This window comes from Streptomyces sp. ID05-26A (assembly GCF_033794685.1).
In the GTDB taxonomy this organism is placed as follows: Bacteria; Actinomycetota; Actinomycetes; order Mycobacteriales; family Pseudonocardiaceae; genus Lentzea.
The window spans coordinates 558,025-576,706 of sequence record NZ_JARAYZ010000004.1 but is presented as its reverse complement, the minus strand read 5'-3'; the positions used below and the strand labels follow the sequence as shown (position 1 = coordinate 576,706).

The following is an 18,682-nucleotide window of genomic DNA, read 5'->3' as shown; positions in this document are numbered from 1 at the left end:
GAAGGACACTCGGGTATATCCGGCCGCCGGTGGCGGTAAACCGTGACGACCGTTACTTCAGATTCCGGCGGAGCCGGGTGAAGAGTCGTGCGTTGCTCATGGCCACGATGCCGACTACGTCGTCGGGGTTGTCACCGTCTCGATAGGTCGCCACGAACTTCCTGTCCTCGATGGACCCATCTTCGACGCGAACGTCGTCTGTCGCTCGCCCGATGAACTGGATTCTCACCCCGTACTGGTCGGACCAGACGTAACCGCCGCCGGTGTGCGTGGCGACGGTCTCGCCCGCGAGCAGGTTGCGGGCGGCGACCTGTGCCTGTTCGGTCGCGCTCGTCCAGTGCTCGGCGCGGTGCCCCGCGCAGTTCGCGACGTCCCCGACCGCGACGATGTTCCGCACGTTGGTCACGCCGCCCGCGTCGCACAGGACGCCGTTGTCGACGTTGACCGGTCCACCGACGAGCCAGTCCGTCGCCGGGCGCGCGCCGATGCCCGCGACGACGACGTCGGCGTTGACGATCCGTCCATCAGCGAGGTTGATTCCGCCGTCGACGTTGACGGAGTCAACATTGATTCCCGTGATCAACGTTGATCCGTGGTCGCCGTGCAGGTGTCCACACGCGGCGCCCATCTCGGCGCCCAGGACGCGCGTGAGAGGCGTGGGGAGCGCCTCGACGACGGTGACGTCCTTGCCCAGGGCGCGCGCACTGGAGGCGATCTCAGCCCCGATGAAGCCGGCGCCGATGATGCCGACGTGCTGCGCCGTCCCGAACGCCTCGCGGAGGTTGATCGCGTCGTCCAGCGTGCGCAGGACGTGCGTGCCCGGAATCGTGCGCGGCAGCCCACCCGTAGCGATGACGATGCCGTCGGCCTCGATCGTCGAGTCGTCGCTGAGTGAGATCTCCCCGGCGGAGAGCAACCCGGTCGCCCGCACGCCGAGGCGCCACTCCGCGTTCAACGCGTCGAGGTCCTCCTGGTCCGCGAGAGGTACCGCCTCGACCTTGCCGAGGAGGAAGTCCTTCGAGAGAGGGGGTCGGTCATAGGGGAGGTGGACCTCGTTGCCGACGACGACGATCCGTCCGTCGAACCCCTGCTGGCGCAGTGCCTGCGCCGACCTCAGACCGGCGAGTGATGCGCCGATGATCGCGATGGTCTTCACGCCACGTCCTTGTTCACTTCGACCTCGACATAGACCTCTCCATCCTGCACAAGGACGGGATGGGTCCTCACGGGTCTCTTCGCGGGCAGGCAGGTGGGCTCGCCGGTGCGGAGGTCGAAGCTCGCGGCGTGCAGCGGGCACTCCACGAAGCAGCCTTCCAGCCAGCCCTCGCTGAGGGATGCGTCCTGGTGGGTGCAGGTGTCGTCGATGGCGTAGACGACCCCATCGGCGTTGAACAGGGCTATCGGCGCGTGAGGGCCGACGATGCGAACCGCCTCCCCTGGGGGCAGGTCCATGAGAGCGCAGGCGCGGATCATCGTCGGCCTCCGTTGCGTGACGCGCTACACGTTCCGAATGACGCAACACAATGTGCGGCTCAGGAGACCCGCCGTCAATAGTCCAGCAGGTTGTTTTGCCTGTCGATTACTGTTGCGCGATGGGCAACTCCGACTCGGCAGCTCAGGTGCAGTCCGTCGACAGAGCCATCAGCGTGCTCGAACTGTTGGCCCAGGGCGAGGCCGGTATCACCGAAATCGCTGGTGAGCTGGGTGTGCACAAGTCCACGGTGTCCAGACTCGTCTCCGTGCTGGAGGCCCGCGGCCTGGTGGAACAGCTCGGTGAGAGGGGCAAGTACGCCATCGGGTTCGGGGTGGTCCGGCTGGCCGGTGCCGCCACCGGCCGCATGGACCTCACGAAGCTCGGTCAACCCGTCTGCCAGACCCTCGCCGACTCGTTCGGCGAGACCGTCAACATCGCCGTGCACGACGCCGGCGTCGCCATCAACATCACCCAGGCCCGCGGCTCCGCGGCCGTCTCCGCCGTGAACTGGATCGGCCAGCGCACGCCTCTGCACGCCACCTCGTCCGGCAAGATCCTGCTCGCGTACCTGCCGTCGGACGAGCGCGCGCGCCTCGCGTCGTTGCCGCTCGACTCCTACACCGAGAACACGGTCGTGGACGCGTCACGGCTGCTCTCGGAACTGGAGGAGGTCGCGTCCAAGGGGTACGCGGCGTGTTTCGAGGAGCTGGAACTGGGCCTGCACGCGGTCGCCGTGCCGGTGCGCGGGCATCGCGGTGAGGTGGTGGCGGCGATGAGCGCGTCCGGGCCGTCGTACCGGTTGTCGCGGGAGCGGGTCGGCCAGATCGTGTCCACCATGTCGACGGCGGCGGCGGACCTGTCGGCGCAGCTCGGTTACTTCGCGGGCTGATCCGACCAGGGGGCCCAGCGCCAGTCGGCGTGGTCCGGCCAGGAGGTCGCTCAGGGAGCCCGGATAGCCGTGCTCCCTGAGTTCGACCACTCGGTGCACCCTCATGTCCCGCAAAGCATCGCGGACGTTGCGGCTCATCAGGTACCTGCGCGCCATCGTGTGCAGGGTGATCGAGTCCATGCACGGAACGCACGCGTTTGCCCGGTTCCACGGACGCCCGGCCACTGATCGCGCGAACGGCGGTATTGACAGCCGGACCCGTGAGCCGCAATTTGTTGCTGATAGCGGAACGAGTTCTGTTACTCGCAACTGTGGCGAAGGGGTGTCCTGATGCCTGGTGCAGTGCCTCGCGTGGTGCTCGTGGGGGCGGGAATCGTCGGGTGCGCGCTGGCCGACGAACTCACCGAAAGAGGCTTCACCGACGTCACGGTGCTGGACCAGGCGGCGGGCCTCGCGGTCGGCGGGTCCAGCGGTCACGCCCCCGGCCTGGTCTTCCAGACCAACTCCTGCCGCAGCATGACGCAGTTCGCCCGCTACACCGTCGAGAAGTACACCGCGCTGGGCTGCTTCGACCAGGTCGGCGGCCTGGAGATCGCGACCACCGAGGCACGGCTCGCGGACCTGAGCCGCCGGCACGGCTGGGCCACGTCGTGGGGTGTCCACAGCCGCCTGGTCGACGCGGACGAGGTCGCGCGGCTGCACCCGTTGCTGGACCGCGACCAGGTGCTCGGTGGGTTCCTGATCCCGAGCGACGGCCTAGCGAAGCCGGTGCTGGCCGCCGAGGTCCAGGCCTGGCGCGCGGTCGAACGCGGGGCGCGGTTCGAGTTCGGGCAGAAGGTCGTCGCCGTCGAGACCACGGGTGACCGGGTCACCGGCGTGCGGACCGAGACCGAGGTCTTCGCCGCTGACATCGTCGTGTCGTGTGCCGGGATGTGGGGGCCGGTGCTCGGTGAGATGGTCGGGCTGACCGTGCCGCTCGTGCCCATGGCCCACCAGTACGCGTTCACCGGCGACCTGAACGCCGACGCGGAGGCGTTGGCGCGGCAGCCGATCCTGCGGCACCAGGAAGCCGACCTGTACTTCCGTTCGCACGGCCGGGCGCTGGGCATCGGCGCGTACGGGCACAAGCCCATGCCGATCGCCGCGCAGGACATCACCGGTTCGGAGCTGCCGTTCACCAAGGAGGACTTCGAACCGTCCTGGGAGTCGGCGGTGAACCTCATCCCGGCGCTGGCCGAGGCCGGTGTCGACCGCGGCTTCAACGGCTTGTTCTCGTTCACCAGCGACGGGATGCCGTTGCTGGGCGAGCACCCCGGGCTCAAGGGCTTCTGGGTCGCGGAGGCCGTGTGGATCACGCACTCCGCCGGTGTCGCGCGGTCGGTGGCCGAGTGGATCGTCGACGGGCAGCCCGAGCTGGACCTGCACTCGAGCGACCTCAACCGGTTCGAGCAGGTGCAGCTGGCACCGGACTACGTGCTCGAACGGAGCTGCCAGAACTTCGTCGAGGTCTACGACGTGCTGCACCCGTTGCAGCCCATGGAGAGCCCGCGCCCGCTCCGCACGAGTCCGTTCCACCGCCGGCAGCAGGAGCTCGGCGCGTTCTTCCTGGAGGCGTCCGGCTGGGAGCGGCCGCACTGGTACGAGGCCAACGCCGATCTGCCCGAGGTGGCCGAGGTACCCGGACGCGGTGAGTGGGCGAGCCGGTTCTGGTCGCCGATCTGCGGGGCCGAGGCGCTCGTGACGCGCAAGCGGGTGGCGCTGTTCGACATGACGCCGTTGAAACGGCTGGAGGTGGGCGGGCCGGGGGCGCTCGAGTTCCTGCAACGCATGACGACCAACAACCTCGACCGCAAGCCCGGCGCGGTCGTCTACACGCTGCTGCTGGACGAGCAGGGCGGGGTGCGCAGCGACCTGACGATCGCACGCCTCGGCGCGACGACGTTCCAGGTCGGTGCGAACGGCAACCTCGACCTCGACTGGTTCACCCGGCACGCGCCGGACGACGTCTTCATCAGAGACATCACGGCCGGAACGTGCTGCATCGGCCTGTGGGGCCCCAAAGCCCGGGACCTGATCAACGACGTCCCGCACACCCTGGACACGCGGAAGGGCTACTTCACCGCGCAGAAGGCGTTCATCAAGAACGTCCCGGTGACGGCACTGCGACTGTCCTATGTGGGCGAACTCGGCTGGGAGCTGTACACCACCGCGGACCTGGGCCCGAAGCTCTGGGACACGCTGTGGGAGGCAGGGCAGCGGCACGGGGTCATCGCGGCCGGTCGCGGCGCGTTCAACAGCCTGCGCCTGGAGAAGGGCTACCGGTCGTGGGGCACGGACGTCACGACCGAGCACGACCCGTTCGAGGCGGGGCTGGGGTTCGCGGTGCGGCAGGACAAGGAGTTCCTCGGCAAGGGGTCGCTGCACAACCTCACCTCGACCAAGAAGCTCACCTGTCTCACGATCGACGACCCGCACAGCGTCGTGCTCGGCAGCGAACCCGTGTTCCACCAGGGAGAACCGGTCGGGTACGTCACGAGCGCCGCCTACGGGTACACGACCGGACTCAACATCGCCTACGCCTGGCTGCCCAGCGAGATCGACGACGAGGTCGAGATCGAGTACTTCGGGCAGAGGGTCAAGGCCCGTCCGGCGCCGGAGCCCTTGTTCGACCCGGAGATGAAGAGGCTCCGCGGGTGACCTACGACGTCATCGTCATCGGGCTCGGCGGCATGGGCAGTGCCGCCGCGTACCGGCTCGCCCAGCGCGGGAAGCGCGTGCTGGGACTGGAGAAGTTCACGCCCGCCCACGCGCTCGGGTCGAGCCACGGCGGGTCGCGCATCACGAGGCAGGCCTACTTCGAGGACCCCGCGTACGTGCCGTTGCTGCTGCGGGCCCACGAGATGTGGGACCAGATCGAGCGCGACAGCGGCGAGCGGATCTTCCACCGCGTCGGCGGGCTCATCGTCGGCGACCAGGACAGCGGCGCCATCACGGGTAGCCGGGCGAGCGTCGAGCAGTTCGGTCTGACACACGAACTGCTCGACGCGTCCCAGCTCCGCAAGCGCTTTCCCGTGCTGCGGCCCGCGGACGACGAGATCGGGCTGTACGAGCCCGGCGCGGGCTTCGTCGTGCCGGAGACGTCCGTCGCGGCGCACCTGGAGCTTGCCGCGCGTGCCGGTGCCGATCTGCGCTTCGAGGAGCCGGTGACGCACTGGGAGGCGGGGAAGGTCACCACGGCCCGTGGCACGTACGAGGCCGGGCACGTCGTGGTGTGCCCAGGCCCGTGGGCGCCGCAGTTGTTGGGGGACCTTCAGATCCCGTTTGAGATCGAACGTCAGGTGCAGTTCTACTTCACGCCGCTGGAGGACTTCCAGGACCTCCCGATCTACATCTGGGACCGCGCGGACGGCACGAACTTCTACGGCTTCCCGGAGCACGACGGCGCGGTGAAGGTCGCGTTCCACCACGGCGGCGAGATCTGCGCACCCGAGACCGTCGACCGCACGGTGCACGCCCACGAGGTCGAGGCGATGGCGAACGCCACCAGGTCACCGATGCCCGGCCTCGCCGGCACGTTCCAGCGCGGCGCGACCTGCATGTACACCAACACCGCGGACCGGCACTTCGTCATCGCCCGCGAGCACGACGTGACCGTGGCGTGCGGCTTCTCGGGGCACGGCTTCAAGTTCGCGCCCGTCGTCGGGGAGATCCTCGCCGACCTCACGATCGACGGGGCCACGCGGCACCCGATCGCCCTGTTCGACCCTGCTCGCTTGAGAGGCGGAGAATGACCGGGAGCCTGATCAGGACCCTCGAGGGCCGCTACTACACCGACCCCGCGATCTTCGCGCGCGAACAGGCGAACATCTTCGAGAAGATGTGGTTCTGCGCGGTGAAGTCGGGTGACCTCCCGAACGCGGGCGACTTCCGCACGGTGCAGGTCGGCCGGGAGAGCGTGCTGATCGCCCGCGACCGCAAGGGAGGCCTCAACGCGTTCCTGAACGTCTGCCGGCACCGCGGCGCGCGGATCTGCGTCGAGGAGGCCGGCAGCGTCAAACGGGCGTTCCAGTGCCCTTACCACGCCTGGACCTACGCGTTGGACGGAAACCTGATCGCCGCACCCAATCTCACCTCGATGCCGGACGTCGATCGCGTTGCGTACGGACTGACGAAGGTGCACTTGCGCGAATGGCTCGGCTACGTGTGGGTGAACCTGGCCGAGAATCCTCCGAGCTTCGAGGACGACGTCCTCAGTGCCGTGACAGAACGTTTGGGCTCACTCGACGGCATCGACGGCTACGAGATCGACCAGTTGTCCGTGGGCAGGCGAATCGTCTACGACGTCAAGGCCAACTGGAAGCTCATCGTCGAGAACTTCATGGAGTGCTACCACTGCGCGACGATCCACCCCGAGCTCACCGAGGTGCTGCCGGAGTTCGCCGACGGCTACGCGGCGCAGTACTACGTCGGGCACGGCGCGGAGTTCGGTGACGAGATCAAGGGTTTCACCGTCGACGGCGGCGAGGGGTTCGAGAAACTCTCTGCGCTGGAAGAGGAACGCGACCGGAAGTACTACGCGATCACGATCAAACCGCAGGTGTTCGTCAACCTCGTGCCGGACCACGTGATCCTGCACCGGATGTACCCGCTGGCGGCGGATCGGACGATCGTCGAGTGCGATTGGCTCTACGCCAAGGAAGTGGTCGACACCGGCCGTGACGTCTCTCGCTCGGTCGAGTTGTTCCACCGGGTGAACGAACAGGACTTCGAAGCCTGCGAGCGATGTCAGCCCGCGATGGCCTCCCGTGCCTACGCGCAGGGCGGAGTGCTGGTGCCCTCAGAGCACCACATCGGCGGTTTCCACGACTGGCTCGTCCAGAAACTGGAATCAGCCGACTAGGGGATCGACTGCTCACCCGTGCACGCGAAAGCTGGCACGGGTGATGGAGCAGACGGACTTTCTGCTCCCCAACGGGGAGCACGAACACCTGCGCCGCATCCGGCTTCTGGCCGAGCGCGCGGAACGGACGGCACACGACAGGTCCAACTTCGTGGGACCTCCGCCGTCGCAGCAGCACCTTGACATCCTCGCGGAGATCAAGAAGCTGACCGACGAGATGACCGCGGCCGCCACCGCGCCCGTGAACGTCAGACGGGCCGAGACGTTGCCCCGGCCCGCCAGACCCGCGGACGACCTCGTCGTCCCCGGGAAGATGTAGCTGTCAGCGGCGCTGTCCGCGCACCATCTTCACGAGACCCTTCATCGTCTCCTCCAGTCCGGAGCCGAACGGGTTGTCGTGCACCAGGTACGTCCACGTCGAGCTCGGGCGCTTCACGCCGGCGTCGGTGAGGTCGTAGCCGTCGTCGGTGATCTTGGCCGCCTCGTACTTCTCCTTGGTGAGCTCCCAGGACTCCGGCACGATCTTGTTGAACGCCGGGATGGCCTCGCGGTGGAACTCGTCCAGCGGGTTCTGCCGCGCCAGCGCGCGCAGGTGGATGCCCTCCCGCAGGTCCGACAGGAACGTGAGGTGGTGCGTCCACAGGTCGTCGAGGAAGAACAGCGTGATCTTGCGGGCGGCCTCGCCGGCCACCTCGTCGGACACGCCTTCCTTCTTGCCGACCTTCTCGTACGCCGCGTCGCCGCGCAGCACGACGTCGCGGTGCTTGAGCAGCAGGTCGCGCTGGTGCTCGATCAGCTTGTTGTAGCGCCACGTGTTGCGGTGGATCTCGAGGTTCACGCCCTCGGCCACGCGCTGCGCGTGCTCGAAGGTGTGCAGCAGGCCCTTGTCGTGCACCCGGCCGTCGTTGTCCACTTCGGACGGGTCCTCGGCGTCCGGCGCGTACTGGGTGATCAGCTCGTCCTGCATGGAGGAGAAGAACACCGAGCCGCCGGGGTCGCCCTGACGGCCCGCGCGGCCGCGCAGCTGGTCGTCCAGGCGGGAGGACGAGTGGCGGCCGGAGCCGATCACGTACAGGCCGCCGAGCTCGGCGATCCGGTCGTGGTCCTCACCCTCGTGGCCGCCGAGGCGGATGTCCGTACCGCGACCGGCCATCTGCGTCGAGACGGTGATGCGCTGGTACGAGCCCGCGTCCGCGATGATCGTCGCTTCCTCGGCGTCGTTCTTCGCGTTGAGCACCACGCACTCGATGTCGGCGGCGCGCAGCTTCGAGGAGATCCGCTCGGACTCGGCGACGTCGAGCGTGCCGACGAGGATCGGGCGGCCCGTCGTGTGGACCTCCTTGATCTCCTCGACGATCGCGTCCTCCTTCTGCTCCAGCGTCGCGTAGAGGCGGAAGTGCTCGTCCTCGCGGATGTTCTCCTTGTTCGGCGGGATCACGAGCACTTCGAGCTCGTAGAACTCCCGCAGCGTCTCGGCGACGGCGACGGCGGTACCGGTCATGCCGCAGCGCGTCGGGTAGCGCGAGAGCAGCGCCTGCACCGTCATCGAGTCGAGGATCTCGCCGGACTCGGTGGTCTGGACGTTCTCCTTGGCCTCGACCGCGGCCTGCAGGCCGTCCGGCCACCGCTGCAGCTTCGCGACACGGCCACGCGTGTCGTTGATCAGGTGCACCTTGCCGTCACGCACGATGTAGTCGACGTCGCGGTGCAGCAGCACCTGCGCGTGCAGCGCTACGTTGACCTTCGACAGCGTGGACGTGACGTGCTCCTGCGAGTACAGGTCGATCTCGCCGAGCGCGCGCTCGACGGCCTCGGAGCCCGCACCCGTGAGGAAGACGTTGCGCTCCTCGTCGTCGATCTCGTAGTGCAGCTCCTGCCGCAGCCGCTTCACCAGGTCGGCGATGACGGGGTCGGCCGCCTCGGAACTGGTCGAGCCGGCGAGCACCAGCGGCACGCGCGCCTCGTCGACGAGCACCGAGTCGGCCTCGTCGATCAGCGCGACCTCGGGCTCGGGCACGATCAGGTCGTCGGGGCTCGTGACGATCCGGTCGCGCAGAACGTCGAAGCCGATCTCGCTGACCGGTGCGTACGTGACCTCGCGCTGGTAGGCCTCGCGGCGCTCCTCGGCCTTCGAGCTGCCGTTGATCCAGCCGACGGAGACGCCGAGCAGGCCGTAGAGCGGGCCCATCCACTCCGCGTCGCGCTGGGCGAGGTAGTCGTTGACGCTGACCACGTGGACGCGCTTGCCCTTGATCGCGAACCCGGCCGCGGCCATGGCGCCCGCGAGCGTCTTGCCCTCACCGGTCGCCATCTCGACGACGAGGCCGCTCAGCAGGCCCAGCGCGCCCAGCACCTGCACCTCGAACGGACGCTGCCCGATGGCGCGCTCGGCGGCCTCCCGGGTGAGCGCCACGAGTTCGGTGTCGGTGCTCTCCCCGCGCAGCTTCTCGGCGTGGGCCGTCAGCTCCTCGTCGCTGAACGCCTTGAAGGCGTCCGCGTGTTTCTCCACGTCCGCGAGCATGGCCTGGAACGGGGTGAGGTCGATGGAGCCCGGTTTCTGCGCGAACCTGCGCATCCGCTGCTTCAAGCGCGCCATGAGAGTGGTCACGACGCGCCAACGTACGGCATCGGCTCCAGGTTCCGCAGAGGTCTTGACTGTGAAGGCCCGATTTGTCCCTCCGGCCGGGCCTTCACAGCCTCTGATCAGGCCCGTTCCGGCTGGTGCGTCTCCGGCAGCTTGATCACCGACACGAGCGTGCACAGCCCCATGACCAGCAAGAACGCCGACACCGACATCGACGTCCCGGTCGCGCCCAGCAGAGCCGTCATCACGAACGGCGTGCCGCCGCTGACCAGGATCGACGCCAGTTGGTACGCGAGAGAGGCACCCGAATACCGGACGTGCGCCTCGAACAGTTCACCCAGGTAGGCGGCGATCGGCCCGTACACGAGAGAGGACGCGATGCCTCCGACCGTGTTCGCGACGAACAGCAACAGCAGCGAGCCCGTGTCCACGAGCAGGAAGTACGGGAACGCCCACACGATCAGGCCGACGGTGCCCGCGATGATCAGCGGACGGCGTCCCATGCGGTCCGAGAGGTGCCCGGCGTAGAGGATCACCGGGATGCTCACGAGAGAGGACAGCAAGCTCACGACCAGCACCGACTCTCGGCTGAGGCCGAGCGTGGTGGTCGCGTAGGACAGGACGCCCGCGATCGACACGTAGAAGATCGCGTTGGACGCGAACATCAGGCCCGCCCCGAGCAGGATCGGCTTGCGGTGCGTCCGGAGGGCCTCCTTCAGCGGTGCGTGCTTCACGGCCGGTGCGTCCGCACGGCGTTGCTGCATCTCCTTGAAGACCGGGCTGTCCTCGACCTTGAGCTGAATGAACAGCACCACGGGGAAGAGGAGCGCGCTCGCCAGGAACGGCACACGCCAGCCCCACGACGCGAACGCCTCGGGCGAGAGAGAGGTCGTGGCGCTGATGAAGGCGATGTTGCCCAGCAGCACACCGATCGGCACGCCGGCCTGCCCGAACGTGCCCGCGAAACCCCTCTTGCGAGGTCCCGCGGACTCGGTGAGCAGCAGGACCACGCCGCCCCACTGCCCGCCGACGGCGATGCCCTGCAGGAACCGCAGCAGCACCAGCAGCACGGGCGCGCCGACGCCGATGGTCGCCGTCGTCGGCAGCAGGCCGATGAGGAACGTGGCGCCCGCCATCAGCGCGAGGCAGATGACGAGTGCCGGTTTGCGGCCGACCTTGTCGCCGACGTGCCCGAACACCAGGCCGCCGATCGGGCGTGCGATGAAGCCCGCCCAGAACGTGCTGAACGACAGAAGCAACGCCACGATCGGCGTCGCCTCGGGGAAGAACAACTTGGGGAACACCAGGGCCGCGGCTGTCGCGTAGATGAAGAAGTCGTACCACTCGAGACTCGAACCGACGAGTCCGGCTGCCATCAGCCGGCGTAAGGTCTTCTGTTCCGCAGGGGCGACGCTGACCACGGATTCTCCTTCACCACGTGTCGATGAACGGGCGTTTCTTCCCGGGAGAGCGGGAAGTCGAGGGGGCCAGCGCCGTGGCGATCCAGCGGCGCGTGTCGGCCGGGTCGATCACGTCGTCGATCTCGAAGACCGAGGCGACGTTGAGGGCTTTGCCGTGCTCGTACGCCATCGCGACCATCTCGTCGTAGCGCCGCTTGCGCTCTTCGGGGTCCGCGATGGCGTCGAGCTCTTTCTTGAAGCCGAGTTTGATGGCGCCTTCGAGGCCCATCGGGCCGAACTCGCCGGTGGGCCAGGAGACGGCGAACTGCGGGACTTTCAGGCTTCCGCCCGCCATGGCCTGGGCGCCGAGGCCGTACGCCTTGCGCAGGACGACGAGTCCGAAGGGGACGGTGAGGTTCGCGCCCGTCACGACCATGCGGGTCAGGTGGCGGACGGTGGCGGTGCGTTCGGCGTCCGGGCCGACCATGAACCCCGGGGTGTCGGTGAGGGAGACGACCGGGATGTCGAACGCGTCGGCGAGCTGGAGGAAGCGGGCGCACTTGTCCGCGGCGTCGGCGTCGATGGCACCGCCGTTGACCTTGGGGTCGTTGGCGATCAGCGCGATCGGACGGCCTTCGACGCGGACCAGGGCGGTGACGATGGCCTTGCCGAAGCCTTCGCGCAGTTCGAGGACGCTGCCGGTGTCGGCGAGGGTCGTGATGAGGGAGCGGATGTCGTAGGCGCGGAGGCGGTTCTCGGGGATGGTGTGGCGGAGGAGGCGCTGGTCCTCGCAGGCCCAGGAATTGTCGGTGCTGTCTGGGATAATTGATTCCAGGGGTCCCCCCAGCGGCGCGGGCGAAGGCTGCGCGCTCGCGTGGGGGACGCCTGCGGGAGCCTGGAAGTACGAGAGGTACTTCTTGGCGACGGCCACCGCCTCTTCTTCGGAACCGACCGCGATGTCCACCACGCCGTTGGGCACCTGCACGTCCAACGGCCCGATGTCCTCCGGCCGGAACACCCCGAGCCCGCCACCCTCGATCATCGCCGGGCCGCCCATGCCGATGTTCGCGCCCTCGACCGCGATGATCACGTCGCACGTGCCCAGCAGCACCGCGTTGCCCGCGAAGCACCGCCCCGCCACCACGCCGATCAACGGCACCTGCCCGCTGAGCTGCGCGAACGCGTGGAACGAGCCGCAGTCGAGGCCGCTGACCATGCTGTGGTCGGTGTCGCCCGGCCGTCCGCCACCACCCTCGGCGAACAGCACCACCGGCAGGTTCTCCTGCCGCGCCAGCGCGAAGAGACGGTCCTTCTTCTGGTGGTTGCGCAGGCCCTGCGTGCCGGCGAGCACCGCGTAGTCGTAGGACATCGCCACGACCCGCGAGCCGTTGACCACGCCGATGCCCGCCACCAGGCCGTCAGCGGGTGTGCGTTCGATCAGGTCCTCTAGAGACCGGCGTCGGCGCTGTGCGGCGATCGCGAGGCCGCCGTACTCGACGAAGTCGGTGCAGAGATCCGCGATGTTCTCGCGTGCGGTCCGGCCGCCGCGGGCGTGCCGCCGAGCAGCGGCGTCGGGACGTTCGAAGTCGTGGCGCACCAGTGCTTCCGCCAGGTCCGGGCGCACGTGTTCGAGGTCCGCGACAGAAACGTCCTCAGCGGACTCACCGGCACCGGACGCCAGCACCTGGCCCTCGGACACGGTGTCGCCCACCGACACCAGCACCTCGCCGGACACCCGCACGACGTGCTGCATCTTCATCGCTTCCAGCACGACGGAGTCCGCGTCGACGGCGACGACCGTGCCGGCCAGCGGAGCCCGCATGCCCGACACCGGTTCCTCCACGATGAAGTCGGTCGTGGCGCCGACGACGTCGCGAGCCAACAGCCCTCGCAGGAACTCCAGGTTCGTGGACACGCCCTCGACGCGGAACTCGCCCAACGCGCGCCGGGCCCGGTTCAGGGCGACGTCCAGGTCCTCGCCGTGCACCACGAGCTTCGCCAGCAGGCCGTCGTACCGCGTGCCGACCCGGTAACCGACGTACCCGTGCGTGTCGACGCGGACGCCAGGCCCGGACGGCGGCGCGAACGACGACAGCACGCCACCTGAGGTCTGGTTCAGGCGCGCCTGCACGGCGGCGCCGCGGTCGTGGGGCGTGTAGTCGACGTCGCCGCCCCACGCGAGCAGCAGCTGGGTGCGCACGAGGTCCACTCCGGACACCATCTCGGTCACCGTGTGCTCGACCTGCAGCCGCGGGTTGACCTCCAGGAACGCGAACGAGTCCCCGGACACCAGGAACTCCACCGTCCCGACGCCCCGGTAGTCCACAGCGGACGCGATCGCCACGGCCGCCGCGTGCAGGGCCTTGCGCAGCACCGGGTCCAGCAGGGGAGCGGGCGCGATCTCCACGACCTTCTGGTGCCGCAGCTGCAGCGAGCAGTCGCGGTCGCCGATCACCGTCGTGCCGACGAGCTGCACCTCGATGTGCCGGGCGGAGAGCATCAGGCGTTCGAGGTAGACGTCGCCGGTCCCGAACGCCGCCAGCGCCTCCGCCCGGCACGCCTCGACCGCGCTGTCGAGGTCCTCCGCGCGCAGCACGGCGCGCATGCCCTTGCCACCACCCCCGGCGACCGCCTTGACCATCACGGGGTACGAGCCGGGTTCCGCGTCCAGCACCGGAATCCCCAGTGACGCGGCCAAGTCCCGTGCTCGCCGCTTGTCACCGAGCAGTTCCAGAACGTCAGCGGACGGCCCGACGAAGGCCAGGCCGCGCGCGGAACACGCCCGAGCGAACTCGGCGTTCTCGGACAGGAATCCCCACCCCGGATGCACCGCGACGCACCCCTGCGCCGCGTCCAGCAGTTGATCGACGTCGAGGTACGGAGAGGGCCCGTGCAGCGCCACAGTCCGGTCCGCGAGGGTCACGTGGAGCGAGGAAGCGTCGTCCTCCGCGTACACCGCCACGGTACGAATCCCCAGGTCAGCAGCCGCACGCAGAACGCGGACAGCCACCTCACCCCGGTTGGCGACGAGAAGCACGGGAAACCTCCTGAGCGACCGCTTAGTATGTGACGGCGGTCGCATGTTGCCATCTGAAGTCAACGGAAGTCCATACGGAACCGATCGGGGTACTGAGGCGTCAACGGAACACTTCGCCGCAAACGGGCGATCCAGTTGGCAGACTCCCCGCAAACATGCAAGGGCTTCAGGAGGCCGCAGTGGTGTTCAAGAGGATGATGCGCGCGTTCGGCGTGGGCGGGCCGACTGTCGACACGGTCCTGACCAATCCCAACGTCAGGCCCGGCGAGGTGCTGTCCGGCGAGGTGCGCATCGCCGGCGGCGATCACCCGGCCGAGATCGACCACGTCACGCTCGCGCTGCTCACCCGCGTCGAGGTCGAGAGCGGCGACAACGAGTACAACACCAACATGGAGTTCCACAAGTTCTCCGTGGGCCAGCGCATCATGGCCCAGCCGCACCAGAACATCTCGCTGCCGTTCCAGGTCCCGGTGCCGTTCGAGTGCCCGCTCAACGTCGTGGGCGGCATGCAGCTCAACGGCATGCAGCTCGGCCTGCGCACCGAACTGGAGGTCCGCGGCGCCGTCGACCCCGGTGACCTCGACCCGATCTGGGTGCACCCGCTGCCGTCGCAGGACGCCGTGCTCCAGGCATTCGGGCACATGGGCTTCCGCTTCACCAAGGCGGACAACGAGAAGGGCCGCATCCACGGCGTGCCGCAGCAGCTGCCGTTCTACCAGGAGATCGAGTTCTACCCGCCGCCGCAGTTCGCGGGCCGCGTCAAGCAGGTCGAGCTGACCTTCGTCACGACGCCGGGTGAGCTGCACGTGATCCTGGAGGCCGACAAGCGCGCCGGACTGCTCCGCGCGGGCGGCGACGCGTACGGCCGGTTCGCCGTGTCGCACCAGCAGGCCGTCGGCACGGACTGGTCCGCGACGATCAACCAGTGGATGGCGCAGGTCTCCGGCAGCCGCTGGTAGACCCCGAACGGTCGAACGCGCTACGCCTCGTGCTGCACGATCCGTCCGCTGAAGGGATGATCTCGGCCTAGTTCCGAAATCATCGCGGAGGAGGCGGTCATGGGCATCGGCAGCATCATCGGTGCGCTCGTCATCGGTCTGATCCTGGGCGTGCTCGGCCGGCTGTTCGCGCCGGGCAAGCAGAGCATCCCGATCTGGCTGACGATCATCGTCGGCATCGTGGCCGCGTTCATCGGCACGTGGATCGCGCGCCTGCTCGGCGTGCAGGACACGCCCGGCATCGACTGGATCGAGCTGATCGTGCAGATCGTGGTCGCCGCGATCGGCGTCTCGGTCGTGGCCGGGATGTACGGCCGCAAGTCGGTCAGTTAGGCCGGACCATCCGCAGGACGAGGTCGGCGTACATCGCGCCGATCTCGTCCGGAGTCCGCTTCCCGCTCGGCTGGTACCAGCGCGCGACGTCGATGCACAGCGACAGCACGGCCAGGGTCGCGCCCTTGAGGTCGGGAACGTCGAACGCGCCCTCCTCCACGCCGTCCGCGATGTAGGACCGCATCCGCTGCTCGATCTGCCGGCGCAGCTCCGCCACCTGCTCGTGGTGTTCGGGAGAGAGCGCGCCCAGTTCGTACTGCACCACCCGCGCCGTCGTGTGGAACTCCGCGTGCCAGCCCGCGAACGCCGCCACCGCGTTCTTCAGCCGCTGCACCGCCCCGTCGCCCTCGATGCTCGACAGCAGCGCCAGTGACGTCTCGTGGCCGACGAGCGAGATGTTGAAGAGAAGTTCCTCTTTGGACCGGTAGTGGATGTACACCGCCGCGGGCGACATTCCGGCCAACGAGGCGATGTCCCGGGTCGTCGTGGCGTGATATCCCTTGCCTGCGAACGCCTGGACGGCCGCGATGAGCATCCGGCGGGCGGCCTCGGGCGTGACCGTGCTCCACGTCTTGTCGAGCAGCGCGAACCCGTCCAGTCCGGTCGTCGTCATCGGGTGGCTCCCAGCGTGTTGACAGGTGATGGATCGTACTGCACGCTAAGCGTGCGCTTAGCGCTAAGCAACCGCTTAGTATGGAGGTTAGTCGTGCAGCGGACGCTGTTCAACGAGGATCACGTCGCGTTCCGGGAGTCGGCGAAGGCGTTCGTCGAGCGCACGATCACCCCGAACGTCGAGAAGTTCATCGAGCAGCGGGTGATCGACCGGGACGTGTGGCTGGAGGCCGGGCGTCAGGGCCTGCTGGGTCTGGAGATCCCGGAGGAGTACGGCGGCAGCGGCGCGAACGACTACCGCTTCAACACCGTCTTCGCCGAGGAGCTGTGCCGCGTCAACGCCGCGGTCGCGTCGTCGCTCGGCATCCACGGCGACGTCGTGGCGCCCTACCTCGTCGACCTGTGCACCGAGTCGCAGAAGCAGCGCTGGCTGCCCGGCATGTGCACCGGCGAGATCAAGACCGGCATCGCGATGACCGAGCCGTCCGGCGGCTCCGACCTCGCCGCGCTGAAGACCAACGCCGTGCGCGACGGTGACGACTGGATCCTCAACGGCTCCAAGACGTTCATCACCAACGGCTACACCGCCGACATGATCGTCGTCGCGGCCCGCACCGACCCGTCCAAGGGCGCGCGCGGCATCACGCTGTTCGCCGTCGAGAACGGCATGCCCGGCTTCGAGCGCGGCCGCAAGCTCGACAAGGTCGGCCAGCACCCGTCCGACACCGCGGAGCTCTTCTTCTCCGACGTGCGCCTGAGCCAGGAGCACGTCATCGGCGAGGAGGGCCAGGGCTTCATCTACATGATGGAACGCCTGCCGCAGGAGCGGATCGGTGGCGCCATCTCGAACCTGGCGCACGCGCAGGGCGTCTTCGAGGAGACGCTGGAGTACGTCAAGGAGCGCAAGGCGTTCGGCCAGGCGATCGGCAAGTTCCAGCACAACAAGTTCCTGCTCGCCGAGCTGCGCACGAAGCTGGACGTCTCGCAGGCGTTCATCGACACGCTGACCATGCAGCACGTTCGCGGCGAACTGAGCTCGGTCGAGGCGGCGCAGGCGAAGTACTGGAGCGCCGACATCGAGAACGAGGTCATCGACGCCTGCGTGCAGCTGCACGGTGGCTACGGCTACATGACCGAGTACCGCGTCGCCCGCGCGTGGATGGACGCCCGCGTCACGAAGATCTGGGCGGGGTCCAACGAGATCATGAAGGAACTCATCGGCCGCGACCTGGGCCTGTAAGGAGATCGGCATGGCTGAAGCAGTCATCGTTTCCACGGCTCGTTCGCCGATCGGCCGTGCCCGCAAGGGTTCTCTCGCGTCGTTGCGGCCGGACGACCTGGCCGCGCAGGTCATCTCGGCCGCGCTGGGCGACCTCCCGGCGTCCGAGATCACCGACCTGCACCTCGGATGTGCCGAGCCGCAGGACGAGCACGGCCAGAACATGGCGCGCCGCGTCGCCGTGCAGCTCGGGCACGACGGTCTGCCCGGCACGACGGTCAACCGGTTCTGCGCGTCCTCGGTGCAGACCGCGCGGATGGCCTTCCACGCCATCAAGGCGGGGGAGGGCACCGCGTTCATCTCGGCCGGTGTCGAGTGCGTCTCCCGGTACATGCACGCGGGCGCGCCGTCGTTCAACCCGCTGTTCGCCGAGGCGCAGCAACGGACCCTGGACACGGCCGCGTCCAACGCGCCGTGGACCGACCCGCGCCTGGACGGCCGGCTGCCCGACTACTACATCGCGATGGGTCAGACGGCCGAGAACGTCGCGACGCAGATGGGCATCTCGCGGCACGACCAGGACGAGTTCGGCGTGCGGTCGCAGAACCTCGCGGAGAAGGCGATCGCGGACGGGTTCTTCGCCCGCGAGATCACGCCGGTGACCCTGCCCGACGGCACGGTGGTCTCGACCGACGACGGCCCGCGCGCCGGGGTGACCCTGGAAGCCGTGTCGTCGCTCAAGCCGGTCTTCCGGCCGGAAGGCACGATCACCGCCGGCAACTGCTGCCCGTTGAACGACGGCGCCGCCGCCGTGGTGATCATGAGCGACGTGCGGGCGCGTGAGCTCGGGCTGACCCCGTTGGCGCGCATCGTGTCCACGGGTGTCTCCGGCCTCTCGCCGGAGATCATGGGCCTCGGCCCGGTCGAGGCCACGAAGCAGGCCCTCGGGCACGCCGGTCTGTCCATTTCGGACATCGACCTGGTCGAGATCAACGAGGCGTTCGCCGTGCAGGTGCTCGGTTCCCAGCGTGCGCTGGGCATCGACATCGACAAGCTCAACGTGCACGGCGGCGCGATCGCGCTGGGCCACCCGTTCGGCTCGACCGGCGCGCGGATCATGACGACGCTGATCAACGGCATGCAGGCCCGCGACGCCCAGTTCGGCCTCGAGACGATGTGCGTCGGCGGCGGTCAGGGCATGGCGATCATCCTGGAACGACTGAGCTGAAAGGTTCT

The 18,682-nt window shown here is 68.4% G+C and carries 15 protein-coding genes; 9 read left to right on the top strand and 6 right to left on the bottom strand.

The window, feature by feature from the left end; genetic code table 11:
- Positions 1–52: 52 nt before the first annotated feature.
- Both PV646_RS33980 and PV646_RS33975 read right to left on the bottom strand, forming a co-directional pair.
- Positions 53–1,156 (bottom strand): NAD(P)/FAD-dependent oxidoreductase, encoded by a 1,104-nt coding sequence (locus PV646_RS33980; RefSeq protein WP_500346393.1) that lies wholly within the window; start codon positions 1,154–1,156, stop codon positions 53–55.
- Positions 1,153–1,473, bottom strand: a complete 321-nt coding sequence (locus PV646_RS33975; RefSeq protein WP_500346392.1) for a bifunctional 3-phenylpropionate/cinnamic acid dioxygenase ferredoxin subunit — start codon at positions 1,471–1,473, stop codon at positions 1,153–1,155. The genes PV646_RS33980 and PV646_RS33975 overlap by 4 nt, the downstream gene beginning before the upstream one ends.
- A 146-nt stretch (positions 1,474–1,619) precedes the next feature.
- Between PV646_RS33975 and PV646_RS33970 the strand changes: the two genes are divergently transcribed.
- The 5 genes from PV646_RS33970 to PV646_RS33950 all read left to right on the top strand — a co-directional run bounded on the left by PV646_RS33970 (position 1,620) and on the right by PV646_RS33950 (position 7,582).
- A complete protein-coding gene (locus tag PV646_RS33970) occupies positions 1,620–2,363 on the top strand; it encodes an IclR family transcriptional regulator (protein WP_500346518.1) in 744 nt (247 codons plus the stop codon).
- 330 nt (positions 2,364–2,693) lie between these two features.
- Entirely contained in the window at positions 2,694–5,060 is a 2,367-nt protein-coding gene (locus tag PV646_RS33965; RefSeq protein ID WP_500346391.1) for a GcvT family protein, read from the top strand.
- On the top strand, positions 5,057–6,154 hold the full coding sequence (gene solA / locus PV646_RS33960) for an N-methyl-L-tryptophan oxidase (protein ID WP_500346390.1): 1,098 nt from the start codon (positions 5,057–5,059) through the stop codon (positions 6,152–6,154). Before PV646_RS33965 ends, solA begins: the two co-directional genes overlap by 4 nt.
- Positions 6,151–7,263 (top strand): aromatic ring-hydroxylating oxygenase subunit alpha, encoded by a 1,113-nt coding sequence (locus PV646_RS33955; protein WP_500346389.1) that lies wholly within the window; start codon positions 6,151–6,153, stop codon positions 7,261–7,263. Before solA ends, PV646_RS33955 begins: the two co-directional genes overlap by 4 nt.
- Before the next feature lie 40 nt (positions 7,264–7,303).
- The gene (locus tag PV646_RS33950; RefSeq protein ID WP_500346388.1) at positions 7,304–7,582 is read left to right on the top strand and encodes a hypothetical protein; all 279 of its coding nucleotides are present in this window, start codon (positions 7,304–7,306) and stop codon (positions 7,580–7,582) included.
- Positions 7,583–7,585: 3 nt separating this feature from the next.
- On the opposite strand, the gene secA2 is transcribed toward PV646_RS33950, so the two are convergent.
- From secA2 to PV646_RS33935, 3 genes are all read right to left on the bottom strand, one after another.
- On the bottom strand, positions 7,586–9,871 hold the full coding sequence (gene secA2, locus PV646_RS33945) for an accessory Sec system translocase SecA2 (protein ID WP_500346387.1): 2,286 nt from the start codon (positions 9,869–9,871) through the stop codon (positions 7,586–7,588).
- A gap of 95 nt (positions 9,872–9,966) precedes the next feature.
- On the bottom strand, positions 9,967–11,223 hold the full coding sequence (locus tag PV646_RS33940; protein WP_500346386.1) for an MFS transporter: 1,257 nt from the start codon (positions 11,221–11,223) through the stop codon (positions 9,967–9,969).
- A gap of 55 nt (positions 11,224–11,278) precedes the next feature.
- Positions 11,279–14,284: a carboxyl transferase domain-containing protein gene (locus tag PV646_RS33935; RefSeq protein WP_500346385.1), complete on the bottom strand. Its 3,006-nt coding sequence runs from the start codon at positions 14,282–14,284 to the stop codon at positions 11,279–11,281.
- Between the two features lie 179 nt (positions 14,285–14,463).
- Between PV646_RS33935 and PV646_RS33930 the strand changes: the two genes are divergently transcribed.
- Together PV646_RS33930 and PV646_RS33925 are read left to right on the top strand one after the other, a co-directional pair.
- On the top strand, positions 14,464–15,243 hold the full coding sequence (locus PV646_RS33930; protein WP_500346384.1) for a sporulation protein: 780 nt from the start codon (positions 14,464–14,466) through the stop codon (positions 15,241–15,243).
- 99 nt (positions 15,244–15,342) lie between these two features.
- Positions 15,343–15,615 carry a GlsB/YeaQ/YmgE family stress response membrane protein gene (locus PV646_RS33925; RefSeq protein ID WP_500346383.1) on the top strand — a complete coding sequence of 91 codons (273 nt, stop codon included), beginning with the start codon at positions 15,343–15,345 and terminating at the stop codon, positions 15,613–15,615.
- On the opposite strand, the gene PV646_RS33920 is transcribed toward PV646_RS33925, so the two are convergent.
- Entirely contained in the window at positions 15,608–16,228 is a 621-nt protein-coding gene (locus tag PV646_RS33920) for a TetR/AcrR family transcriptional regulator (RefSeq protein ID WP_500346382.1), read from the bottom strand. The two genes, PV646_RS33925 and PV646_RS33920, sit on opposite strands and share 8 nt — an antisense overlap.
- A 93-nt stretch (positions 16,229–16,321) precedes the next feature.
- Between PV646_RS33920 and PV646_RS33915 the strand changes: the two genes are divergently transcribed.
- Together PV646_RS33915 and PV646_RS33910 are read left to right on the top strand one after the other, a co-directional pair.
- Positions 16,322–17,467 carry an acyl-CoA dehydrogenase family protein gene (locus tag PV646_RS33915; protein ID WP_500346381.1) on the top strand — a complete coding sequence of 382 codons (1,146 nt, stop codon included), beginning with the start codon at positions 16,322–16,324 and terminating at the stop codon, positions 17,465–17,467.
- A 10-nt stretch (positions 17,468–17,477) separates the two neighbouring features.
- Positions 17,478–18,674 carry an acetyl-CoA C-acetyltransferase gene (locus tag PV646_RS33910; protein ID WP_500346380.1) on the top strand — a complete coding sequence of 399 codons (1,197 nt, stop codon included), beginning with the start codon at positions 17,478–17,480 and terminating at the stop codon, positions 18,672–18,674.
- Positions 18,675–18,682: the final 8 nt, after the last annotated feature.

Bases quoted from the DNA above. Each gene is read 5' to 3' on its own strand.
- PV646_RS33975 (WP_500346392.1), bottom strand. From the start codon at position 1,473: ATGATCCGCGCCTGCGCTCTCATGGACCTGCCCCCAGGGGAGGCGGTT.
- PV646_RS33965 (WP_500346391.1), top strand. From the start codon at position 2,694: ATGCCTGGTGCAGTGCCTCGCGTGGTGCTCGTGGGGGCGGGAATCGTC.
- PV646_RS33955 (WP_500346389.1), top strand. From the start codon at position 6,151: ATGACCGGGAGCCTGATCAGGACCCTCGAGGGCCGCTACTACACCGAC.
- PV646_RS33940 (WP_500346386.1), bottom strand. From the start codon at position 11,223: ATGGCAGCCGGACTCGTCGGTTCGAGTCTCGAGTGGTACGACTTCTTC.
- PV646_RS33925 (WP_500346383.1), top strand. From the start codon at position 15,343: ATGGGCATCGGCAGCATCATCGGTGCGCTCGTCATCGGTCTGATCCTG.
- PV646_RS33920 (WP_500346382.1), bottom strand. From the start codon at position 16,228: ATGACGACGACCGGACTGGACGGGTTCGCGCTGCTCGACAAGACGTGG.
- PV646_RS33910 (WP_500346380.1), top strand. From the start codon at position 17,478: ATGGCTGAAGCAGTCATCGTTTCCACGGCTCGTTCGCCGATCGGCCGT.